Annotated in this window: 16 protein-coding genes; 7 read left to right on the top strand and 9 right to left on the bottom strand. The window is 47.4% G+C overall.

The genetic code is table 11. The annotated features are described in order from the left end of the window. Positions 1–5: 5 nt before the first annotated feature. The 3 genes from VMX96_10640 to VMX96_10650 all read left to right on the top strand — a co-directional run bounded on the left by VMX96_10640 (position 6) and on the right by VMX96_10650 (position 4,552). Positions 6–2,054: an anaerobic glycerol-3-phosphate dehydrogenase subunit C gene (locus tag VMX96_10640; GenBank protein HUU64351.1), complete on the top strand. Its 2,049-nt coding sequence runs from the start codon at positions 6–8 to the stop codon at positions 2,052–2,054. Between the two features lie 95 nt (positions 2,055–2,149). Continuing rightward, on the top strand, positions 2,150–4,036 hold the full coding sequence (locus VMX96_10645) for an aldehyde ferredoxin oxidoreductase family protein (protein ID HUU64352.1): 1,887 nt from the start codon (positions 2,150–2,152) through the stop codon (positions 4,034–4,036). Positions 4,037–4,069: 33 nt separating this feature from the next. After that, positions 4,070–4,552 (top strand): 4Fe-4S dicluster domain-containing protein, encoded by a 483-nt coding sequence (locus VMX96_10650; protein ID HUU64353.1) that lies wholly within the window; start codon positions 4,070–4,072, stop codon positions 4,550–4,552. 310 nt (positions 4,553–4,862) lie between these two features. Here the strand turns inward: VMX96_10650 and VMX96_10655 are convergent, their stop codons facing one another. Both VMX96_10655 and VMX96_10660 read right to left on the bottom strand, forming a co-directional pair. Beyond that, positions 4,863–5,624: a hypothetical protein gene (locus tag VMX96_10655; protein ID HUU64354.1), complete on the bottom strand. Its 762-nt coding sequence runs from the start codon at positions 5,622–5,624 to the stop codon at positions 4,863–4,865. Continuing rightward, positions 5,621–6,547 (bottom strand): ABC transporter ATP-binding protein, encoded by a 927-nt coding sequence (locus VMX96_10660; protein ID HUU64355.1) that lies wholly within the window; start codon positions 6,545–6,547, stop codon positions 5,621–5,623. Before VMX96_10660 ends, VMX96_10655 begins: the two co-directional genes overlap by 4 nt. A 151-nt stretch (positions 6,548–6,698) precedes the next feature. Between VMX96_10660 and VMX96_10665 the strand changes: the two genes are divergently transcribed. The 3 genes from VMX96_10665 to VMX96_10675 all read left to right on the top strand — a co-directional run bounded on the left by VMX96_10665 (position 6,699) and on the right by VMX96_10675 (position 8,865). Further along, the gene (locus VMX96_10665) at positions 6,699–6,869 is read left to right on the top strand and encodes an SDR family oxidoreductase (GenBank protein HUU64356.1); all 171 of its coding nucleotides are present in this window, start codon (positions 6,699–6,701) and stop codon (positions 6,867–6,869) included. Between the two features lie 523 nt (positions 6,870–7,392). Continuing rightward, on the top strand, positions 7,393–8,529 hold the full coding sequence (locus VMX96_10670) for an HRDC domain-containing protein (GenBank protein HUU64357.1): 1,137 nt from the start codon (positions 7,393–7,395) through the stop codon (positions 8,527–8,529). Positions 8,530–8,574: 45 nt separating this feature from the next. Beyond that, positions 8,575–8,865, top strand: coding sequence for a GIY-YIG nuclease family protein (locus VMX96_10675; protein HUU64358.1), 291 nt, complete (start codon positions 8,575–8,577; stop codon positions 8,863–8,865). 26 nt (positions 8,866–8,891) lie between these two features. On the opposite strand, the gene VMX96_10680 is transcribed toward VMX96_10675, so the two are convergent. Next, positions 8,892–9,095 carry a DUF3820 family protein gene (locus VMX96_10680; protein ID HUU64359.1) on the bottom strand — a complete coding sequence of 68 codons (204 nt, stop codon included), beginning with the start codon at positions 9,093–9,095 and terminating at the stop codon, positions 8,892–8,894. Between the two features lie 394 nt (positions 9,096–9,489). Between VMX96_10680 and VMX96_10685 the strand changes: the two genes are divergently transcribed. Then, the gene (locus VMX96_10685; GenBank protein ID HUU64360.1) at positions 9,490–9,942 is read left to right on the top strand and encodes a MaoC/PaaZ C-terminal domain-containing protein; all 453 of its coding nucleotides are present in this window, start codon (positions 9,490–9,492) and stop codon (positions 9,940–9,942) included. Between the two features lie 116 nt (positions 9,943–10,058). Here VMX96_10685 and VMX96_10690 read toward each other — a convergent pair whose 3' ends face one another. The 6 genes from VMX96_10690 to VMX96_10715 all read right to left on the bottom strand — a co-directional run bounded on the left by VMX96_10690 (position 10,059) and on the right by VMX96_10715 (position 16,221). After that, positions 10,059–10,442: a nuclear transport factor 2 family protein gene (locus VMX96_10690; GenBank protein ID HUU64361.1), complete on the bottom strand. Its 384-nt coding sequence runs from the start codon at positions 10,440–10,442 to the stop codon at positions 10,059–10,061. 332 nt (positions 10,443–10,774) lie between these two features. Further along, a complete protein-coding gene (locus VMX96_10695; GenBank protein ID HUU64362.1) occupies positions 10,775–11,464 on the bottom strand; it encodes a RibD family protein in 690 nt (229 codons plus the stop codon). Positions 11,465–12,023: 559 nt separating this feature from the next. Beyond that, entirely contained in the window at positions 12,024–12,425 is a 402-nt protein-coding gene (locus VMX96_10700) for a hypothetical protein (GenBank protein HUU64363.1), read from the bottom strand. A 372-nt stretch (positions 12,426–12,797) separates the two neighbouring features. Beyond that, positions 12,798–14,381, bottom strand: a complete 1,584-nt coding sequence (locus VMX96_10705; protein ID HUU64364.1) for a hypothetical protein — start codon at positions 14,379–14,381, stop codon at positions 12,798–12,800. Positions 14,382–14,784: 403 nt separating this feature from the next. Then, positions 14,785–15,804, bottom strand: coding sequence for an NAD-dependent epimerase/dehydratase family protein (locus tag VMX96_10710; GenBank protein HUU64365.1), 1,020 nt, complete (start codon positions 15,802–15,804; stop codon positions 14,785–14,787). A 306-nt stretch (positions 15,805–16,110) separates the two neighbouring features. Continuing rightward, positions 16,111–16,221 carry a DALR anticodon-binding domain-containing protein gene (locus VMX96_10715; protein HUU64366.1) on the bottom strand — a complete coding sequence of 37 codons (111 nt, stop codon included), beginning with the start codon at positions 16,219–16,221 and terminating at the stop codon, positions 16,111–16,113. Positions 16,222–16,494: the final 273 nt, after the last annotated feature.

Here is a 16,494-nt window from a genome sequence, read left to right on the forward strand (position 1 = left end):
GTCACATGAATGATATTCCACCTATATGGGTTATGGAGCCATCAGCAAGCGGGAAGAGGCGTCAGTTTTCAGAGACCCTGATAGGTAAAGATAGTCAGCCCGACTTGAAAGCTATCAAATCGCGCTTGAGTGAAATCCGCGAGTACTCTCTGCGTGAGCACGGGTCGCTCTTGGAAAAATTTAGGGATAACATAACAAGGTGTCCGGGCATACAATTTAAATCAGCATATGATGCTGAGGAGGCTGCGGACTATATCAAGGAAGTTGCTCGCGGGACAGAGAACATAATAGTAAATAGGTCGAGCCTCGTCATGAATGAGCTAAAGCCGAGATTGGAGAGGCGTGGTTTCCGTGTTGATGAGCCATACTATAGCGAGTTCGACTGTTTCGAGAGCAGGATAAGGGATTATTGGGACCTTCCGAATCTGCTAGGGAAGGGCCTCGTAATGAATTTCGAGGTCTCTAACAACTCAACAGACCTGTGTCTGCCGCCTGGCCATGGAAAAACGGTAAAGGATTGCGTCGCTGTGCTAGGCGTAAATGCAGCCTCCGGGGAAGACGGCTCCATATTCTTCCTACAGCACATGTCCAACATATCCAAGAGCCTGGAGCAAGCCGGACAGGTTATACTTATCATCGGGCTCAACAAAGTAGTGAAGGACAAAGAGGAGGCAGATTTTCAGACAAGGTGTATGGGAATATTTGGTATGGAAGGCATGCTCCTGAACCTCAGGCCAAGGCAAGCTGAGCCCGTTGATATAGATAGCCTGCCAGGTTTCCCGGTACTTGAAGACAGGTCGATGCACATCATCCTCCTCGATAACGGTAGAAGCAGAATCTTAGGGAGCAGCTTCAGAGAGCTACTTCTCTGTATTGGTTGCAAGGCATGTATTAAGCAGTGCCCCATTAGTCGCTTTATGAGCCAGAACGGCGCTATCTGGAGCCCCGAAGACTACCTGTTCATGTTCCTTTTAGGCGAGAATCGATCGATGGATACATGCCTTCACTGTGAGGCATGTCGTGTTGAATGTCCTTTAGACATTGATATCCCGAAGTTGATGTGGATGGCTCAGGCCGATCATGCTGCCAAGCATGGACGAACCCTCCGTGACCGCGTGCTTGGGAATCCCGAATTGCTTGCCAGAGCCGGGAGCATGGCCTCCCCTGTTTCCAATGTCGTCACGAACATCGAGCCGGGCAAGACGATAATCGAGGAGGCTTTAGGCCTGGACAGAAAGAGGAGACTGCCCAGCTTTCGCCGCGAGACCTTCAAGGGGTGGTTCGCAAAGAGGGATGGTGGAAACGGGGAAGCAAGCCCTGGCAGGAAGGTAGCCTATTATGTCGGGTGTTTTGCCAATCACTACGATCCTGGGGTGGCCAAGGCTTTAGTCAATGTCTTGGAGAGAAATGGATTTGAGGTTGTGGTTCCTGACCAGAAGTGCTGTGGCATGCCAATGATTGCCAGTAAAAATATGAGCGGTGCTCGCAAGAATGCAACGTATAACATCGAATCTCTGGCTGCAGTGGCGGCAGAGGGGTATGACATCATTACCACCTGCCCCAGTTGCAGCTTGATGATAAAGCGAGAATATCTGAATTTATATAACAGCGATGAGGCGAAGCTGGTCTCGGAGCACTTACATTATGTGGACGAGTACTTGGTGTTGCTGCATAGGCAGGGCGCCTTGAATACGGACCTGGCTGAGATTTCCGAATCGATATTCTACCATGCCCCCTGCCACTTGAAGGTCCAGGACATGGTGGGAGACTCCCTTGAACTGCTGTGCCTGATACCGGGGTTGTCGATAGAGAAAGTTAACACCACTTGCTGTGGGATGGCTGGATACCATGGCTATAAGAAGGCGCATTCCGGTCTATCTATGGAGATCGGCGCCAGATTGTTCCAGGAGAGCGATCTGCTGGCCCGGACAGGCAAAGTGGCAACAAGCTGCGGGGCATGTAAGTTGCAAATAGAAGCGGGTACCGGGGCTCAGGTGATACACCCTATTGTATTATTGCAGGAAGCGTATGGCATCGGGCGTTATGCATTATGATGTGCTATATTATGGTCTGATGTGTAAGAATCGTAGGTGACGAACTCCGGGTCGTCCCGAAATCTCCAGGAGGCTCAAGAACGTAGGAGGGTAGAATGCAAGAACGGAAGATAGCCTACATTGATCTGTCAACAGGAGAGGTTAGAAAAGAGCTGATTCCGCATAAGATGCGGGAAATGTATCTCGGTGGCAGAGGCATAGATATGTATCTGCTATACAATCATATTTCACCTGGCATCGATCCGTTGGGTCCCGAAAACGTGCTGGCAGTCAGCGCAGGTCTACTCGTAGGCACCCTGGCTCCATCCAGTGGAAGATGTGATCTGGCGGCTAAGTCTCCGCTAACAGGCTTTATAGGCAACAGTAATATGGGAGGCTTTTTCGCTCCTGAGCTCAGGTTTGCTGGATTCGATCATCTGGTGATCAAGGGGAAGGCCGAAAAGCCCGTTTATCTCTGGATACATGATGGGGAGATCCAGATTCGAGATGCCGCTCACCTCTGGGGGAAGGACACCAGTGAAACCCCTGCCATTATCAGAACAGAGCATGGAGACGAAGACATAAAGGTAATGTGTATCGGCGAGGCGGGAGAAAACCTGGTCAGGTTCGCCATCATCCTCGGCGGGATTAAGAACAGCGGGGGCCGAACGGGGTTGGGCTGTGTCATGGGCTCGAAGAAACTGAAAGCCATTGCCGTCAGAGGTACTCAGGGTTTGGCCATCACGTATAGCGAGGAGGCTCTGGGGTATCTTGATTATCTTATGGGGCTAATAAGGGATAACTCGGTGTTTAAAGAATTCTCCAAATGGGGCACCCCAATGTTCCACAGCTCATCGGACTTGGTGGGCCGGATAAGGAACAGAAACTTCCAGCTCAATAAGGTTCCCAACGGCGAGGTTTTGTATGCTGAGAACCTGGGCAAATACTCGATAGGGATGGCTGCCTGCTTCGGTTGTCCGATCCACTGTCGCCATAGATACGTGGTACCGGAAGGGCCTGGCAAGGGTAGCTACGTTGAAGGTCCAGAATGGAGTACGCTGTCTGCCCTGACCGCAGAGGTTGATTGCATAAGAATGGAAGCTGCCCTCGTTGGCAACTACCTGGTCAATAAGTATGGTATCGACTCCCTGGAGTTTGGCAGCATGGTCTCTTGGGCAATGGAGCTCTATGAGAAAGGGATCATCGATGACAAGGTTACCGAAGGTCTGAGGCTGGAGTGGGGCAACGAGGAAGCGATGTACGAAATGGTGCGCAGGATTGCCAAAAGGGAGGGAGTACTGGGAGACATATTGGCTGATGGGCCCCTTAGAGCTATAGAGAAGCTAGGGGAGGAATCACGCTACTACAACCTCCACATAAAGGGCATGAGTTGTCTACACACGGATGAGAGGCCTACTCCTAGCCATGCATTGGGCATAGCTACATCTACCAGGGGCGCTGATCACCTGAGAAGTCGCCCTGGTGTGGATGCTCACCTGTTGCCCCCAGAGACCAGGGACAAGTTGTTCGGCTTCCCCACGCCTGACATGGTCTCCTATGAAGGGAGTGCTAAGCTGGTCTGGTGGCATGAGCTTATATACGCTATTTCAGACGCCCTGGGGACGTGTAAGTTCCAGCCTCTTCTCATGAGTCCCTCCATTTTCGGTTACGATGACTATTGCAAGCTGACTCACTACATCACAGGCCTTGATCTGTCAGTGTCAGAGATGATGGAGATAGGGGAAAGAATCTATACTCTGGAAAGGATGTTTAATAATCGAGAAGGGGGGTCGAGGGAAGACGATACCCTGCCTGAGCGTTACTTTGTAGAGCCGACCCCTGCTGGTATTCCCGGCTTCAAGGATAAGACCATAGACAGGGAGAAGTTTAACCAGTTGCTAGACGAGTACTATGAGGCACATGGCTGGGATAAGGATGGGGTGCCCATGGCAGAGACGTTGGCAAGGTTGGGCTTGGATAATGAGCCTTCCCACGTAATTTAGCCACGCCGGCAGTTTGATAGGAGGCAGCAAGCCATGATGAAGATGCTGATTGTGGACCACTCTAAGTGTACTGGCTGTAGGCTATGTGAGGTAGTCTGCTCGGCCAAGAAGAACGGGGCGGTAAACCCTACCAAGGCAAGGATCACCGTCATCAGATGGGAATCTATTTGCGTTGATACCCCAATGCTGTGCCAGCAGTGTGAGTCGGCACCCTGTATGGCCGTGTGTCCGGTAGTAGCTCTGGCTAGAGATGAAGACATAGGGAGGGTGACTATAAATTATGACCTTTGTATCGGGTGCAAGTTTTGCGTGGCGGCTTGTCCCTTTGGCACTATGAAGTTCGATCCTGTTGCCAGGAAGGTGATTAAGTGCGATCTCTGTGATGGCGACCCGACATGCGTCAAGTTCTGCGAAACAAAAGCGCTACGATATGTGGATGCCAGCACTGTGAACATAGCAAAGATGAGAGAGGCAGCAGAAAAGCTCTCTGAGCTGATCAGGAAGTCTGCTGCTTGATATTTCCTTGCCTTACTCAAAACTGAGCAGCTTGAGTCATTGAGCAGGGTTTACGCTCTTCGTCGATGGGGGTCTGCTTCTCGGCCGCGGCTGGAAGCATTTAGGGTAAGGTTAGCATTAGCGTATAAAGAAGGGAGGCCAGTGCCTCCCTTCTTTTATATCAATGAAATTATACATTTGGTCATAATGTGTAGCATGACAGTAAACCCTGACCCTATTCCGCTTGAGGATTGACAGAGTCTCTATACCACGGTCAATGTTTTAGAGATTATAGTCGGTAAGAGTTAGAATCTTGCCCAGTGAGCCAGACTCATGCCCATCTCCCTTTGCTTGATAGGATTATCCTTTCCTTGGTGAGGGTGCGGGAGAGGTAAAAGGCAATCATTCCAAGAAGGGCAGCACCGGCTAAGTTATATAAGGCGTAGTCCCACGAGGGTAAAAGCCACCAAAACCGCCCTCCAACCTGCCCTACCACCTGCAGCAGAAGTACCCCAACAGTTATAATAATGGTCTGACCAATAGACGGGTTGGTAATCAGGCTGAAAAGAACCCCCGACAAGATTAGGGCAAACATGAGCGAGGGAAGAAAGAGAAAGCTGGTAAGTGCTTCCGGCAGCGGGAGGACAAAATGACCTGTAGCCGGGAGGATAGAAGCGAGGTTCATCGTCAGAATGACTATCAGCGTAGCGATAAGCCCGATGATGTAGGCAGTCAGGAAGATGGATAGGCTTTTTCCTATCCAAACCGCTCTGGCGGTTAAAGGTGTAGCCAGCAGAGACTCTATAGGCCCCTTGCCCTTTTCCTTAGCAATGGGTTCAGTAGCCCAAGTTGCCATGCAGGTAAACAGGATTATGAGCGGCACGTAGTTAACTGCTAGCCCCATGAAGAGTTCTAACAGGGGCTTCGCATCCTCCCAAGCTAATCCAGTGGCTAACCACCAGTTGAGAGCGATAGGTAAACCTACTGCTGTCCCCACGGTAATGATACCCATGATAACAGCAACGATCAGAAATCCCTTGCTATGCAGGATATCCCTTACATCATTTTGCAGAACAACAAGCATTCCCTTCATGATGGCTCCACTTCTTTGAGTATGGCGGAGTAGATTTCCTCGAGGGAGGCTTCCTTTTTGCTTACTTCCTCAATCGCTACCCCTCGCCCAACGAGAAGACTCACTATATCAGGGGTCCTTACCCCTTCTTGGGGAACGAAAGTGAGGACCTTGTCTTTCCTATCTCGTAATCCCAGATGGGAGAGGCTCTTGAGTTCAGCAAAGAGAGGCTCGGCGATAGCTTCAGTTGTCTCAATCTCCACCTCATTTCCGCTCATCTCTCGCTGTAGCTGCTCCAGCTCACCGTAGAGCTTTATCTCACCACGGTCGATTAGAGCGATGCGGTTGCAGATTCTCTGCACTTCGTCCAGATTGTGAGAGCTTAGGAAGATGGTCCTTCCCTCCTTATAAGCCATGTTAAGGATAACCTCTCTCACCTCTATCTGACCTGAGGGGTCAACTCCGGCAGTGGGCTCATCCAGAACCAGAAGCTCGGGGTTATGTGTCATAGCCCGGGCCAAAGCCAACCTTTGCCTCATCCCCTTGGAATAGGTACCCACCTTGTCTTTGGCTCTATCCCGAAGCTCTACCAGATTCAAAACCCTATCAATACTCTCTGCGGGTTCAGCCATTCCATAAATTCGGGCGAAATACCACAGGTTCTCCTCAGCGGTCTTATTGTCATAGAGACCATCGCTCTCTAAGACGAAGCCCACCGTTCTTCTAGCCTCATCTCTGGAGACATCCTCTCCCAAGATAGTAGCCTTGCCTGAGGTGAGTTTAAGCAAGCCAAGAAGAATTCTAATAGTGGTAGTCTTCCCGGCTCCGTTGGGGCCCAGGTAACCGAAGACATCTCCCTGTTTTACAGTGAAGCTTACATCCCTGAGGATTTCTCGTTTCCCCAGCTGCTTAGAGATACCTTCAAGCCTTATGGCGTCGCTCATTCCATGTCCTCATCATCGATTTGAGGCTAATTTTGGGCAAAATGCTAGAACCATTATAATCTAGAATCTAGGGCTAAGAAAAGGGCGTGATGGGGCTGAAGTTAAACCGTTCACGATTGCACAAAAAGCCAGACTGTTCATTGGAGGCTACATCCTCGATTCTTTCGGTGAGAGGATACCGGTGGGTCGTCTGGGGAAGCCGGAGGATATTGCATGGGCAGTGCTCTTCCTGGCCTCGGATGCTACCGAGTACATCGCTGGGTTTACACTCTTCGTCGATGGGGACATGCTTCTCGGCCGCGGATGGAAGCATTTAGGGTAAGGTTAAGCAGTAAGTAACGAAAGGGGAGGCGTTGCCTCCCCTTTTTAACATCACGATATTATACATTTCGTCATTTTGTGCAATAACTTGTCTGTGGATGTCGGTTACAAAGTGACTAGTATGCTTTTTGTAGCTAAGGCGGTATTGAGGTAGGTTGCATGGGGGACATAAGAAGAGGGGCCACCCACTCTCTGGTAGCCCCCCGTAAACCATCATGATTCATGGTATAATTTTACAGTTCATATAATAACTAGTTGGGCGGAAGATCGCGAGGGTGAGCACGAGATGTGGGAGAGTACAAGTGATTGCTTGCCACTGACTCACACAAAAAGGGGGGAAGTATGGAAAGTGTAATTGTACGGAACCTGCAACCAGAATATTCGCCAGTGGCAGTGGTCTGGAGTAATACCATTCCTGATGATGCACTTCACCCTCGATATAATGCGTCTGCAATGGGCAAAGTTGGTAAAGCCTTTGGGGTTCGCTCGTTGTAAGGCTAGTTATGAGGCGGTATACTAGACTTATGGCAGTCTCGCTACCGCTTCCCATCGAAATCGTTAGTCAGTCTTTTCAACTCGGCGTCGCTGTCAAGGCGATGCTCGGCTCTCGATACATCGCCCTCGATACCGAGTCCAACAGCCTCCACCACTATCCCGAGCAGCTCTGCCTCATTCAGATCGCCACCCGCTACAGAGTCTACATCATCGATACGATCGTCTTGAAGGAGCTTGATTCCCTCAGAGAAGTCTTAGGAGACGACTCCACCAAGAAAGTCGTTCATGGCGCGGACTACGACATCCGTAGCCTCGACCAGCATTGCGGATTTCATATCCGCAACCTGTACGATACTAACATTGCTGCCCGCTTTGCCGGCATGACACGCGTTAGCTTGGCAGCCCTCATCGAGGACCTACTGGGCGTAACTATCCCCAAGAGCAAGCGACTCCAGCGAGCCGACTGGGGGCATCGTCCGCTCTCCACGGAGGCCCTCGACTACGCCGCTACCGATGTCAGCTACCTCCTCGCTCTGCAAGAGACTCTTAACCCACGACTCCGGACCCTGGGTCGTACGGAATGGGTTGCCGAAGAGTGTGCTCGGCTCGAAGAGGTGAGATATACCGCACCAGATTCAGAGACGGCATACCTCTCTGTCAAAGGGGCTAAGAACCTAGACGGACGCGGCCTGGCGATTATGCAAAGTCTTTTTCGATTTCGGGAAGAAGAAGCCCGACGCCAGCACCGGCCACCCTTCTTTGTAATACCCGATGCTGCCCTCATATTTCTCGCCACTACTCCCACAGCCACAATCTCGAAGGTTCCCGGTCTTGGACAAACTGGGTTGAAACGGTTCGGGCAGGGCCTGCAGCAGGCACTACACAACGGCATGACTGCGCCACTGATACACCGGCAACATCCTATTAAGGCCGAACGAGCCAGCAAAAAGCAGGTGCAGCGTCTGAGTCGCCTTAAAGAGTGGCGCACATCGCTAGGCTCCAGTCTTTCCCTTGATCCTTCGCTCCTCTGGCCCTTAACCAGCCTGGAACGGCTTGCCAAAGCGCCTGATACTCTAAAAGTCGAGCTTACCTACGATAACATCCGTCGGTGGCAGCGCAATGTGGTTGCCTCCTCTCTCCAAACCTGTCTGGAATCATTGCCATGATACGAACTTGGCGCCGTGAGAGAATACTGAAAGTAAATCACCACAATGTCTGACTGGTATTTGTATCTGTTAAGATGTAGCGATGGAAGTTTGTATACTGGAATTACGACTAATGTTGCCCGCAGGTTTGCTGAGCATCGGGAAAATAGTGGTACAGGAGCAAAGTACCTGCGAGGTAGGAGGCCTCTGATGTTAGTTTTCCAAAAGAAATTGGGGAGTAGAAGCTTGGCACTTGCTGTGGAAAGTAAGGTCAAGAGACTGTCAAAGAAGAGGAAAGAAGACCTGATAAGAACCAATGAACATATTGAAGTAATAATCAAAAAGGTCGAGGTGTAAATAACCTTTTCAGTTTTCCGCCTGCATCACGGCTTTTTCCTGATTGGCTTCAGAAGATATTCCAATCCGTTAAGTTTGATTTCATAAAGAGCAGCCAAGAGCATGCCCATTTTCCCCTGAGGAAAACCGTTCCGGTGAAACCATACTAGATAAGGGTCAGGCAGATCACAAAGGATGCGATCTTTGTATTTACCGAAAGGCATTCGTAGAGATACCAATTCATCCAGCATTTGAGTATTGATAGGGGTGGTGTCCTTATTTTGATCCACTTTTTTCCCTCTCCTGCCCTTCATCATACACTAAACGCGTTGAAAGGTGTAAACCAATAAGCAAAAGCCATCGTGTCATATATTCACTATGAAACGATAGCGTCTGTTTCGCCGTAAAAACCTTTCCTCTGTTTTTTCGCTCATCGTGGTAAGGGTTATATGGCAGTCCTTATTTTTTGTAGAACGCGCTTCCTCACTTGGGGCTTCGGTATGGTGCAAATAAGAGAAGGGGCCACCCATTATTGGGTAGCCCTCAAACCACGATTATTGGTAAAATAATGTAGTCTATTTAGTAGCTCGTTATATGAATAGGAATATTTCATAATTGAAGGAGAGTTGAATAAGGAGAAAATGGATGTATTATCTCGAAGACTTCAAAGTCGGGAAATCATATAAACCCAAAGGGCGGTACATAATAACAGAAGATGAAATTATGGAAATTGGACAACGTTGGGACCCACAACCATTTCATATAGACCATGAGGCTGCATCAAATTCGGTATTTGGTGGCCTTATTGCTTGCTCAATACATTTGTTTGCAATAGTATGCTGGTTTTCGCATCAACTAGACGAATCTGTGGCGGCTGTGGCTGGGCTTGGATGGGATAAGGTCCGGATGCATACGCCTGTGAAGGCGGGTGACGAAATTTCCTGTAAGGTTAAAATCTTAGAAGCAAGACTGTCTAATAGCCGACCTGATTGTGGTGTGATTACTGTTCAGAATGATTTGTTTAGTCAACGGAATGAGTTAGTTTATTCAGCGCAGAATTCGTTCTTAATACTGCGCCGTCCAAGTGAGTCTAGTTAGAAGAATATAGGCAATAGTAGCTGCACAGATGGGGGTTCATGAAGTAGTTACAACTATACATCGTGAGGTTGTGCTAGTATGATAAAGGGCTGCCCGTAACAGGTAGCCCCTAATCATTATTTATTGTTGAATAGAGACATTCGGTCGAAATAAACCTCGTTTCGGCAAAGCCTTTCTCCACTTATCATAACGAGGTCCATTCCATTTATCTCGAAAGTCTTTCCCCCAGATGCTGGTGTTATCTGTGCATGCCATAGAAACGCACCACCATCCCCATCAGAAAATAAGAAAAACTCTCGTAGTGACCAATGCATCTTCCATTCTTGGAATAACCGCCTTAAGTATCTACGAAAAGCATCATGCCCTTTTACAGGCCCCCGTGTATTAGGGTCTTGATAAATGCAATCTTCTGTATAGCATGATATTACACTCTCCACATCTTGTGTATTCCAGGCTAAAAGAATTTTATTGGCAAGTTCAACAGCTTTTTCTGTATTCATACTATCAATCCCCCATTTTTCTGGTGAAGACATCGTAGACGATGGCGTGGCCGTTGTCAATGGAAGGGGGTTCATGTGTGCAACAATCGCCATGTGGATGGCGGTTACGAAGTGACTAGTATGCTTTTTATAGCTAAGGTAGCATTAAGGTAGGTTACAAGGGGGAGCGTAGGGGATTCATGAAGTAGTTACAAAGATGAAAGGAGATGTTGTGTTAACAAGGAATTAAACGGGGAACTTCTGCTAAGGGATTTGGTTCTTGGCAGAAGGGAGGGTAACAATCCGAACTTTGGTTAAGTGATTGAACAGAATAGAAGTTTGTGTAATTCTTCCTAGGATAAATCAGGGTTTCCCTTCAGTACCTCATATCTTAACAATACAAGTTCCTTTTCAACATCTTCGCATGCCAAAAGCTTCAGGTTAATGTTTGTGCTCCCATTATTAAGATGAGCAAGTAACTTATCTGATTTGCCTCCGACCAGGATGGGAGACACTAATAGACTTATTTCATCTATAAGGCCTTTACTAAGCAATACTCCGTTTAGCGTGGGGCCTGAATCTATTAGAATCGTCTTTATCCCATACTTTGTACTCAAAGCACTGAGTGCTTTCTCAAAGTCTATATGTTCATTCCCGCATACCAAATAGTCGTAATTTCTATCTTTGAGATAATTCATATAGTCTTCGTTCGTCTGCTGTGAGATTAATACAATCACGTCTTTGCAGAATTCAAAACTTCTACATGTGTGTAGCAGGCCTTGGGTAATACCCTTTGTGTCTGCAATAACCCAGTAAGGTAAAGCTACACTTCTGTCTGGTTTGGTGAGGTCCCCTTCATTCTCTAGCGGTATTTCTCCGCTGTAAATTTCAATTCCTGTTTTAATTGTATTAGAGCCGATTAGGTTTGCATCTGCCTTGTACGTACTTGCTATTTGATAGTGTAGGCCCATATTGACTTCGAAGTCTGTGAAGGAGCCATCCAGGCTTATGGAATTGTGCATAATTACCTTGGTCATTGCCATTTTCAACACCCCCTCTAGCTATCATCCATATTTAGTGGTTGATTTATTTTGATATTTTACTCCGTGAATTGTTGGGAAACAAATAATTGCTTGAGTCATTCCCTTTTGAGAAGGGTAAATACCAATGAAGAGGATAAATCAGGGTGTCCTGTCTACGCGGTAGAGTTACCTCTTTTCCTTGGGGATCGCTGGGTAATCTCTAATCGCCAGAAGTAAGCCCACGGACAATATCGGCAGCCGAACTATATGGACCGAATACTGCCATAACGTCATCGGTAAAATCACACATTCTGAGTTTTCGTGCAACAAACTGCAAGAATGTACAACCAATCAAACTTGCAAAGACGAGTGCTATTCTAGGCCTGACATGAACCAGCCTCGTCAGGCTGTCTACCTGCTTGCAATCGTCCTCACAAGCTGGTCAGAAGTGAACATTTCCGGATCGACAGCATCGGGAATAACGTTGCCACCCCGCGCTCGACCACCGCCAATCTATTCTGGGGGAAACTGAAAGTAAGGTTGCCGACCGCCCAGGCCTCGACAAAGATGTCCGTAGATGCTAGAGCCTTCCCTTCCGCCAGGATACCACATATAGAAGAGCAGGGACCACGTATATTAATCCAATAGCAGCTGCCCATTTCTCCGTATCACCGCCCGGGATTAGTATAAAGATAAAAGGTATAGCCAGAATCAGCATGATTATCGCCCCGACAAGAGGCTTTTTCTCAGCAACAAATCTGGCGATTAAGAGAGGACCTCCTATGAGTAGCCCTAGCAATAGCTGACCATTAAAAGCCATTCTAATATCCAACCACGTTAAGCCGTGAGGCGGAAGAGCATAATATTTAGCAATTAATAGACGGATAGTAAAGCCTAGAAATAACAGAATAGGTGCGATCCCGAGAATTAGCGAGGTAATTCGTGCGGCCCGTTGTATGCTTCCAATGCTTGGCTCAGACATTGAAACTGTATCCGTTCAGTCGTTTTCAGACCAACCGATCATGGTAAAATGCTACAACCCTGCTCAATTCTTGTCAATCTACTAGAATCACCGGGATACTGACTGAACAAAACGACCTTCCGCTGGGCATATTGGATTGAACATAACCGAGTTTTGTTTAGCTGCGCTTGATCAGCGCTCTCTGGAAGGTCAATGAGCTTCCTCATTGCACGAATCGTCAGTTTGTGCAATAACTAGTCTGTGGATGTCGGTTACAAAGTGACTAGTATGCTTTTTGTAGCGAAGGCAGAATTAAGGTAGATTACATATGGAAGCGGTGGGGGTTCATGAAGTAGTTGAAAGATTTGGAAAGGGAGATTCTCCGTAAGGCTATTACTCTCTTAGCTTGTCTCCGTATCCTTCTTTTTCTGCTCTTCTGAAGACAGTTTCCTTTATGTCATCGGGCATTAAGCCAAGTTCTCTGGCTATCTCCTCACCGAAACTTTTACCAAACGCACCCGTTTGAACTTTATATGTGTATGTTATTTCCTTGCCATCGTACATGCACTCAACAGAGAGGTTTTTTGCTGCTGGATATCTGCCACTATCAATTTCTTTGGTCAGTAAATGCATATGAGTAGTAAAGTAGGTTGTGGGGCCCAGTCTATGAAATCCGTCAACTAAAGCTAGGGATTGTCGTTGACCTTCTTCATAACTCGTCCCACCACAAGGTTCATCCAATATCACCAGGCTGTATGGCGTTGCTCTTTCAAATATTTCTTTTATCCTTCTCAACTCATTTCTATATCTTCCTTCTCCTTTTGTTATGTCATCCGGAGAAATAAAATGCGTGTAAATTCCATCAACAAAACTCACGTCTGCAGATTTTGCAGGAACGAATAGCCCCTTCTGGCTCAGTAGCTGGATTAGGCCAATAGTTTTTACATAAGTTGTTTTCCCTCCATTATTTGGACCTGTTATTATGAACATGTTCTCGTCAGCATTACTTGCGATATCATTCGGAACAATCTTTCTGCTGCTAAACTTGGCTTCGACCAGAAGGGGATTTCTTGCGTTTCTTACTATTATTCTCCTTTCCTCCATTGGTAGGAGTGTTGGCCTGCAAATATCAAAACCCCTTCTCTTTAAATTTAAAAAATAATCTGCAAAACCGGCATAAAAATCTAATGGCTCCAAAAGCCTTGTGGCTTCTTTGATCTGATCAGTATATTTATTAATAGCGGGAATAAATTGCTTATCCATATACTCTTGGATAATTTCTCCCAATTTATTCAATCCACTATAATCTTTGAGGCTTTGTCCTTCCCCCCTCTTTCCTATTCCTAGCAGCCGTTGAAGAAGCGTCGGTACTTTTTTGCTGTCAGGCTTTTTCTCAGCTAATTCCATAGCAGACATCTTATTTGGACTGCCATCCCCATCCAGAAAAACTCGAAAATCTACTCCATCCAGGTTCTCAAATCTCTCGACTAATTCGCACAGATTTGAGAACTCGTCCGATTCCCTTATACTGCGAAAATACAAGTTGACATCTTTCAAAACCATTGAATTAGCACTGCTTATATCAGGAAGGTTATTAATGGAATCTCTATATTTTCTTAACAGATTAAAACCTTTTGTCATGGTGGGTTTTCTTGTCGGACTAGGACCACCCTTATAAATACTGACTTTATCCTGTATTTCACTTAAGTCCATGATGCATTTTTGAACATTCGTTCTCAGATTAGCATCTGAAATCAGGTCATTGAACACCTCCTGCCTGTATCCAACTGTATCCATATTGGATCCCAAATCGACCAAAATCTCTATTGCTAATTGTCTGGTGTCTTGTGAGTAAAATGGGACTGGATCTAGAAATGTCTCTATACCTAGATCATTAACAAATGCCATATCCTTAGAGCTATCTATATCTAGTCGATACGGATTGATGATTTCTGGGTGTTGCAATATCTCTTCCATTCAATTCACCGTATAAGAAGAAAAATTAAGCCGAGGATAGCAATTTGGTGTGCACATCGTAAACGAACGCGTGGGCTATTGTCAATGGCTGTCCATAAGTGGCGATAATACGCATGCGTATGCCCGAGATGGCAATGAAATGAGAAGCCCCCAAATTGTGGCGATCATTTATAGGAGAGCCTATCTTCATTCCTAGGAGCAAGTAGTTGATGCCTTCAAGACGATGGCCTCTGTTGCTGAAGCTTACCAAGCAATGCACAAAAAGCCATTTTGTATACCTAAGCGCCACCAAGTGACGCCTGTTCGAACGTGGAGTAATAGCTGCTTTTAACCTTATAACTCCAACCGAAGGCAAGTCCAACATTTTACCTGGACCAGTTTTTTGGGGGGACAGGTTATATTCTTAGAATTTTTGAGTTTTTAACCACTCGAGAGTGATTTCGAAGGCTTCCTCGGCGGAAAAAATCGGCTTGTAGCCGAAGTCCCGTGTCGCACGGTCGTGGACAAAGGTATGATCCAAGCAGAGACAATAGACGGAGAACCTGTTGAAGTTGGACTTGGGGCTGAATTTCTCACTGAACCATGCGAGAACGTTTGCTAGACCATAGGGTATAGATCTCTTGGGTACAGATATACGCAGTTGTTCTAAAAAAGGATTCATAAAATCGAAAAAATTCCCGGTGTGGTGATCAGTGATGAAATAAATCTGCCCTGCCACCGGCGAATTCGGCGCCAAATGTTCGGTAGCCAGTATATGTGCGTACGCAGCGTTCCCCGAAAATATGTGGCTAAATTGAGCCTTCCCGTTTCCCAGCCGGATATTAATACCGCTCTTAGCGTTTTTTATGACATTAGGCAGGTGATACTTATCGCCAGGACCATACATACCCACGAGGCGCAAAGCACATGTCGAGAAGGTTGGCCCGTTTGCCTTGATAACAGCCTGTTCGCCCAGCATCTTGCTATAAGCGTACCGGTTCATTTTCCTATAGTCGGCGGGGTAAGGCAGTGACTCATCGGCAAGACGCTGGCCATGCGTACCATCCATGATGACATCCATAGTGCTGGTATAGACAAGTCGGGGGATCCCGAGCTGGATGCACGTGTCAATTATCAGCTGCGTACCCACCACATTGGTCTCATCATATATCGTCAAGGGCAGTTCGGCATCCCAGACAGCCGCTGCTGCATGTATGACAGTATCCACACCCGCGCAGGCTTTTCTGACATCCGCAGCATCCCGGATATCACCCACGATTATCTCGGCGCGGTCATCTTTTGCAGGCTCGATATCTATGACGCGGACTGTTTTCCCCTGCTCCACGAGTTGGGAGACAATCGCGCGCCCCAGCATCCCTGCGCCTCCCGTAACGAGATATATTTTCTGTTGCCCCGAACGAGATACGTCTATTTCACTCACCATACACCCCCCAGTTTATTAGTTATAACGAGTGTTACCGAGAACCTTTAAAACGCCTGACCATATTCTCGCTTCTACCAAGTTATAATAAATTCGTTTCGGCAGACGAAAGTCGTTTGTCAGTAAAAACCAGTGACCTACCCTAAGTAATTGTACCACTTATACGGTGGGGTAATCGTCACAGGAAAAGCTTAATTTGATCTGCTAGCCAATTGGCTATTGGTGCCCCCAAAATTAATTGAATAATTCGTAATGTGTATTTAAACACTATGAAAGAAGATGTCCTATTTGAGAAGACTCGCTCCCTCGCTACATCTTCTCAGGGGCGCTCATACCCATTAGACTAAGGGTGCGAGCGAGAACGATCCGGGCAGCCGCCACCAGCTTGAGGCGCGCGTGGGAACAGGTCTTCAAGGCCATGCGGCCCTACTGGATAACCTGTCCGGGGGCCTGTGGCCGGTGGCAACGAGAATGGAAGGTCGGGTATGATGTTGTACCACTCGGTCGGTATCTCTTTCTCGCTAAGGATAATCTTGCTGTCCCCAATAGCACCTCCTTATGGTTGTGCGTCACCTCAATACATTTTGCTCACAGGTGGGGCCGCTTTTCTATGTGGCCGATGTAATGGATGAGCTTCTCCGGCTCCACCGCAAATGGTCTGCTGAGCCGGCTGACCCGCCGCCGACCCCAGGT

It is taken from the genome of Dehalococcoidia bacterium (assembly GCA_035528575.1).
Classification (GTDB): Bacteria; Chloroflexota; Dehalococcoidia; order E44-bin15; family E44-bin15; genus DATKYK01.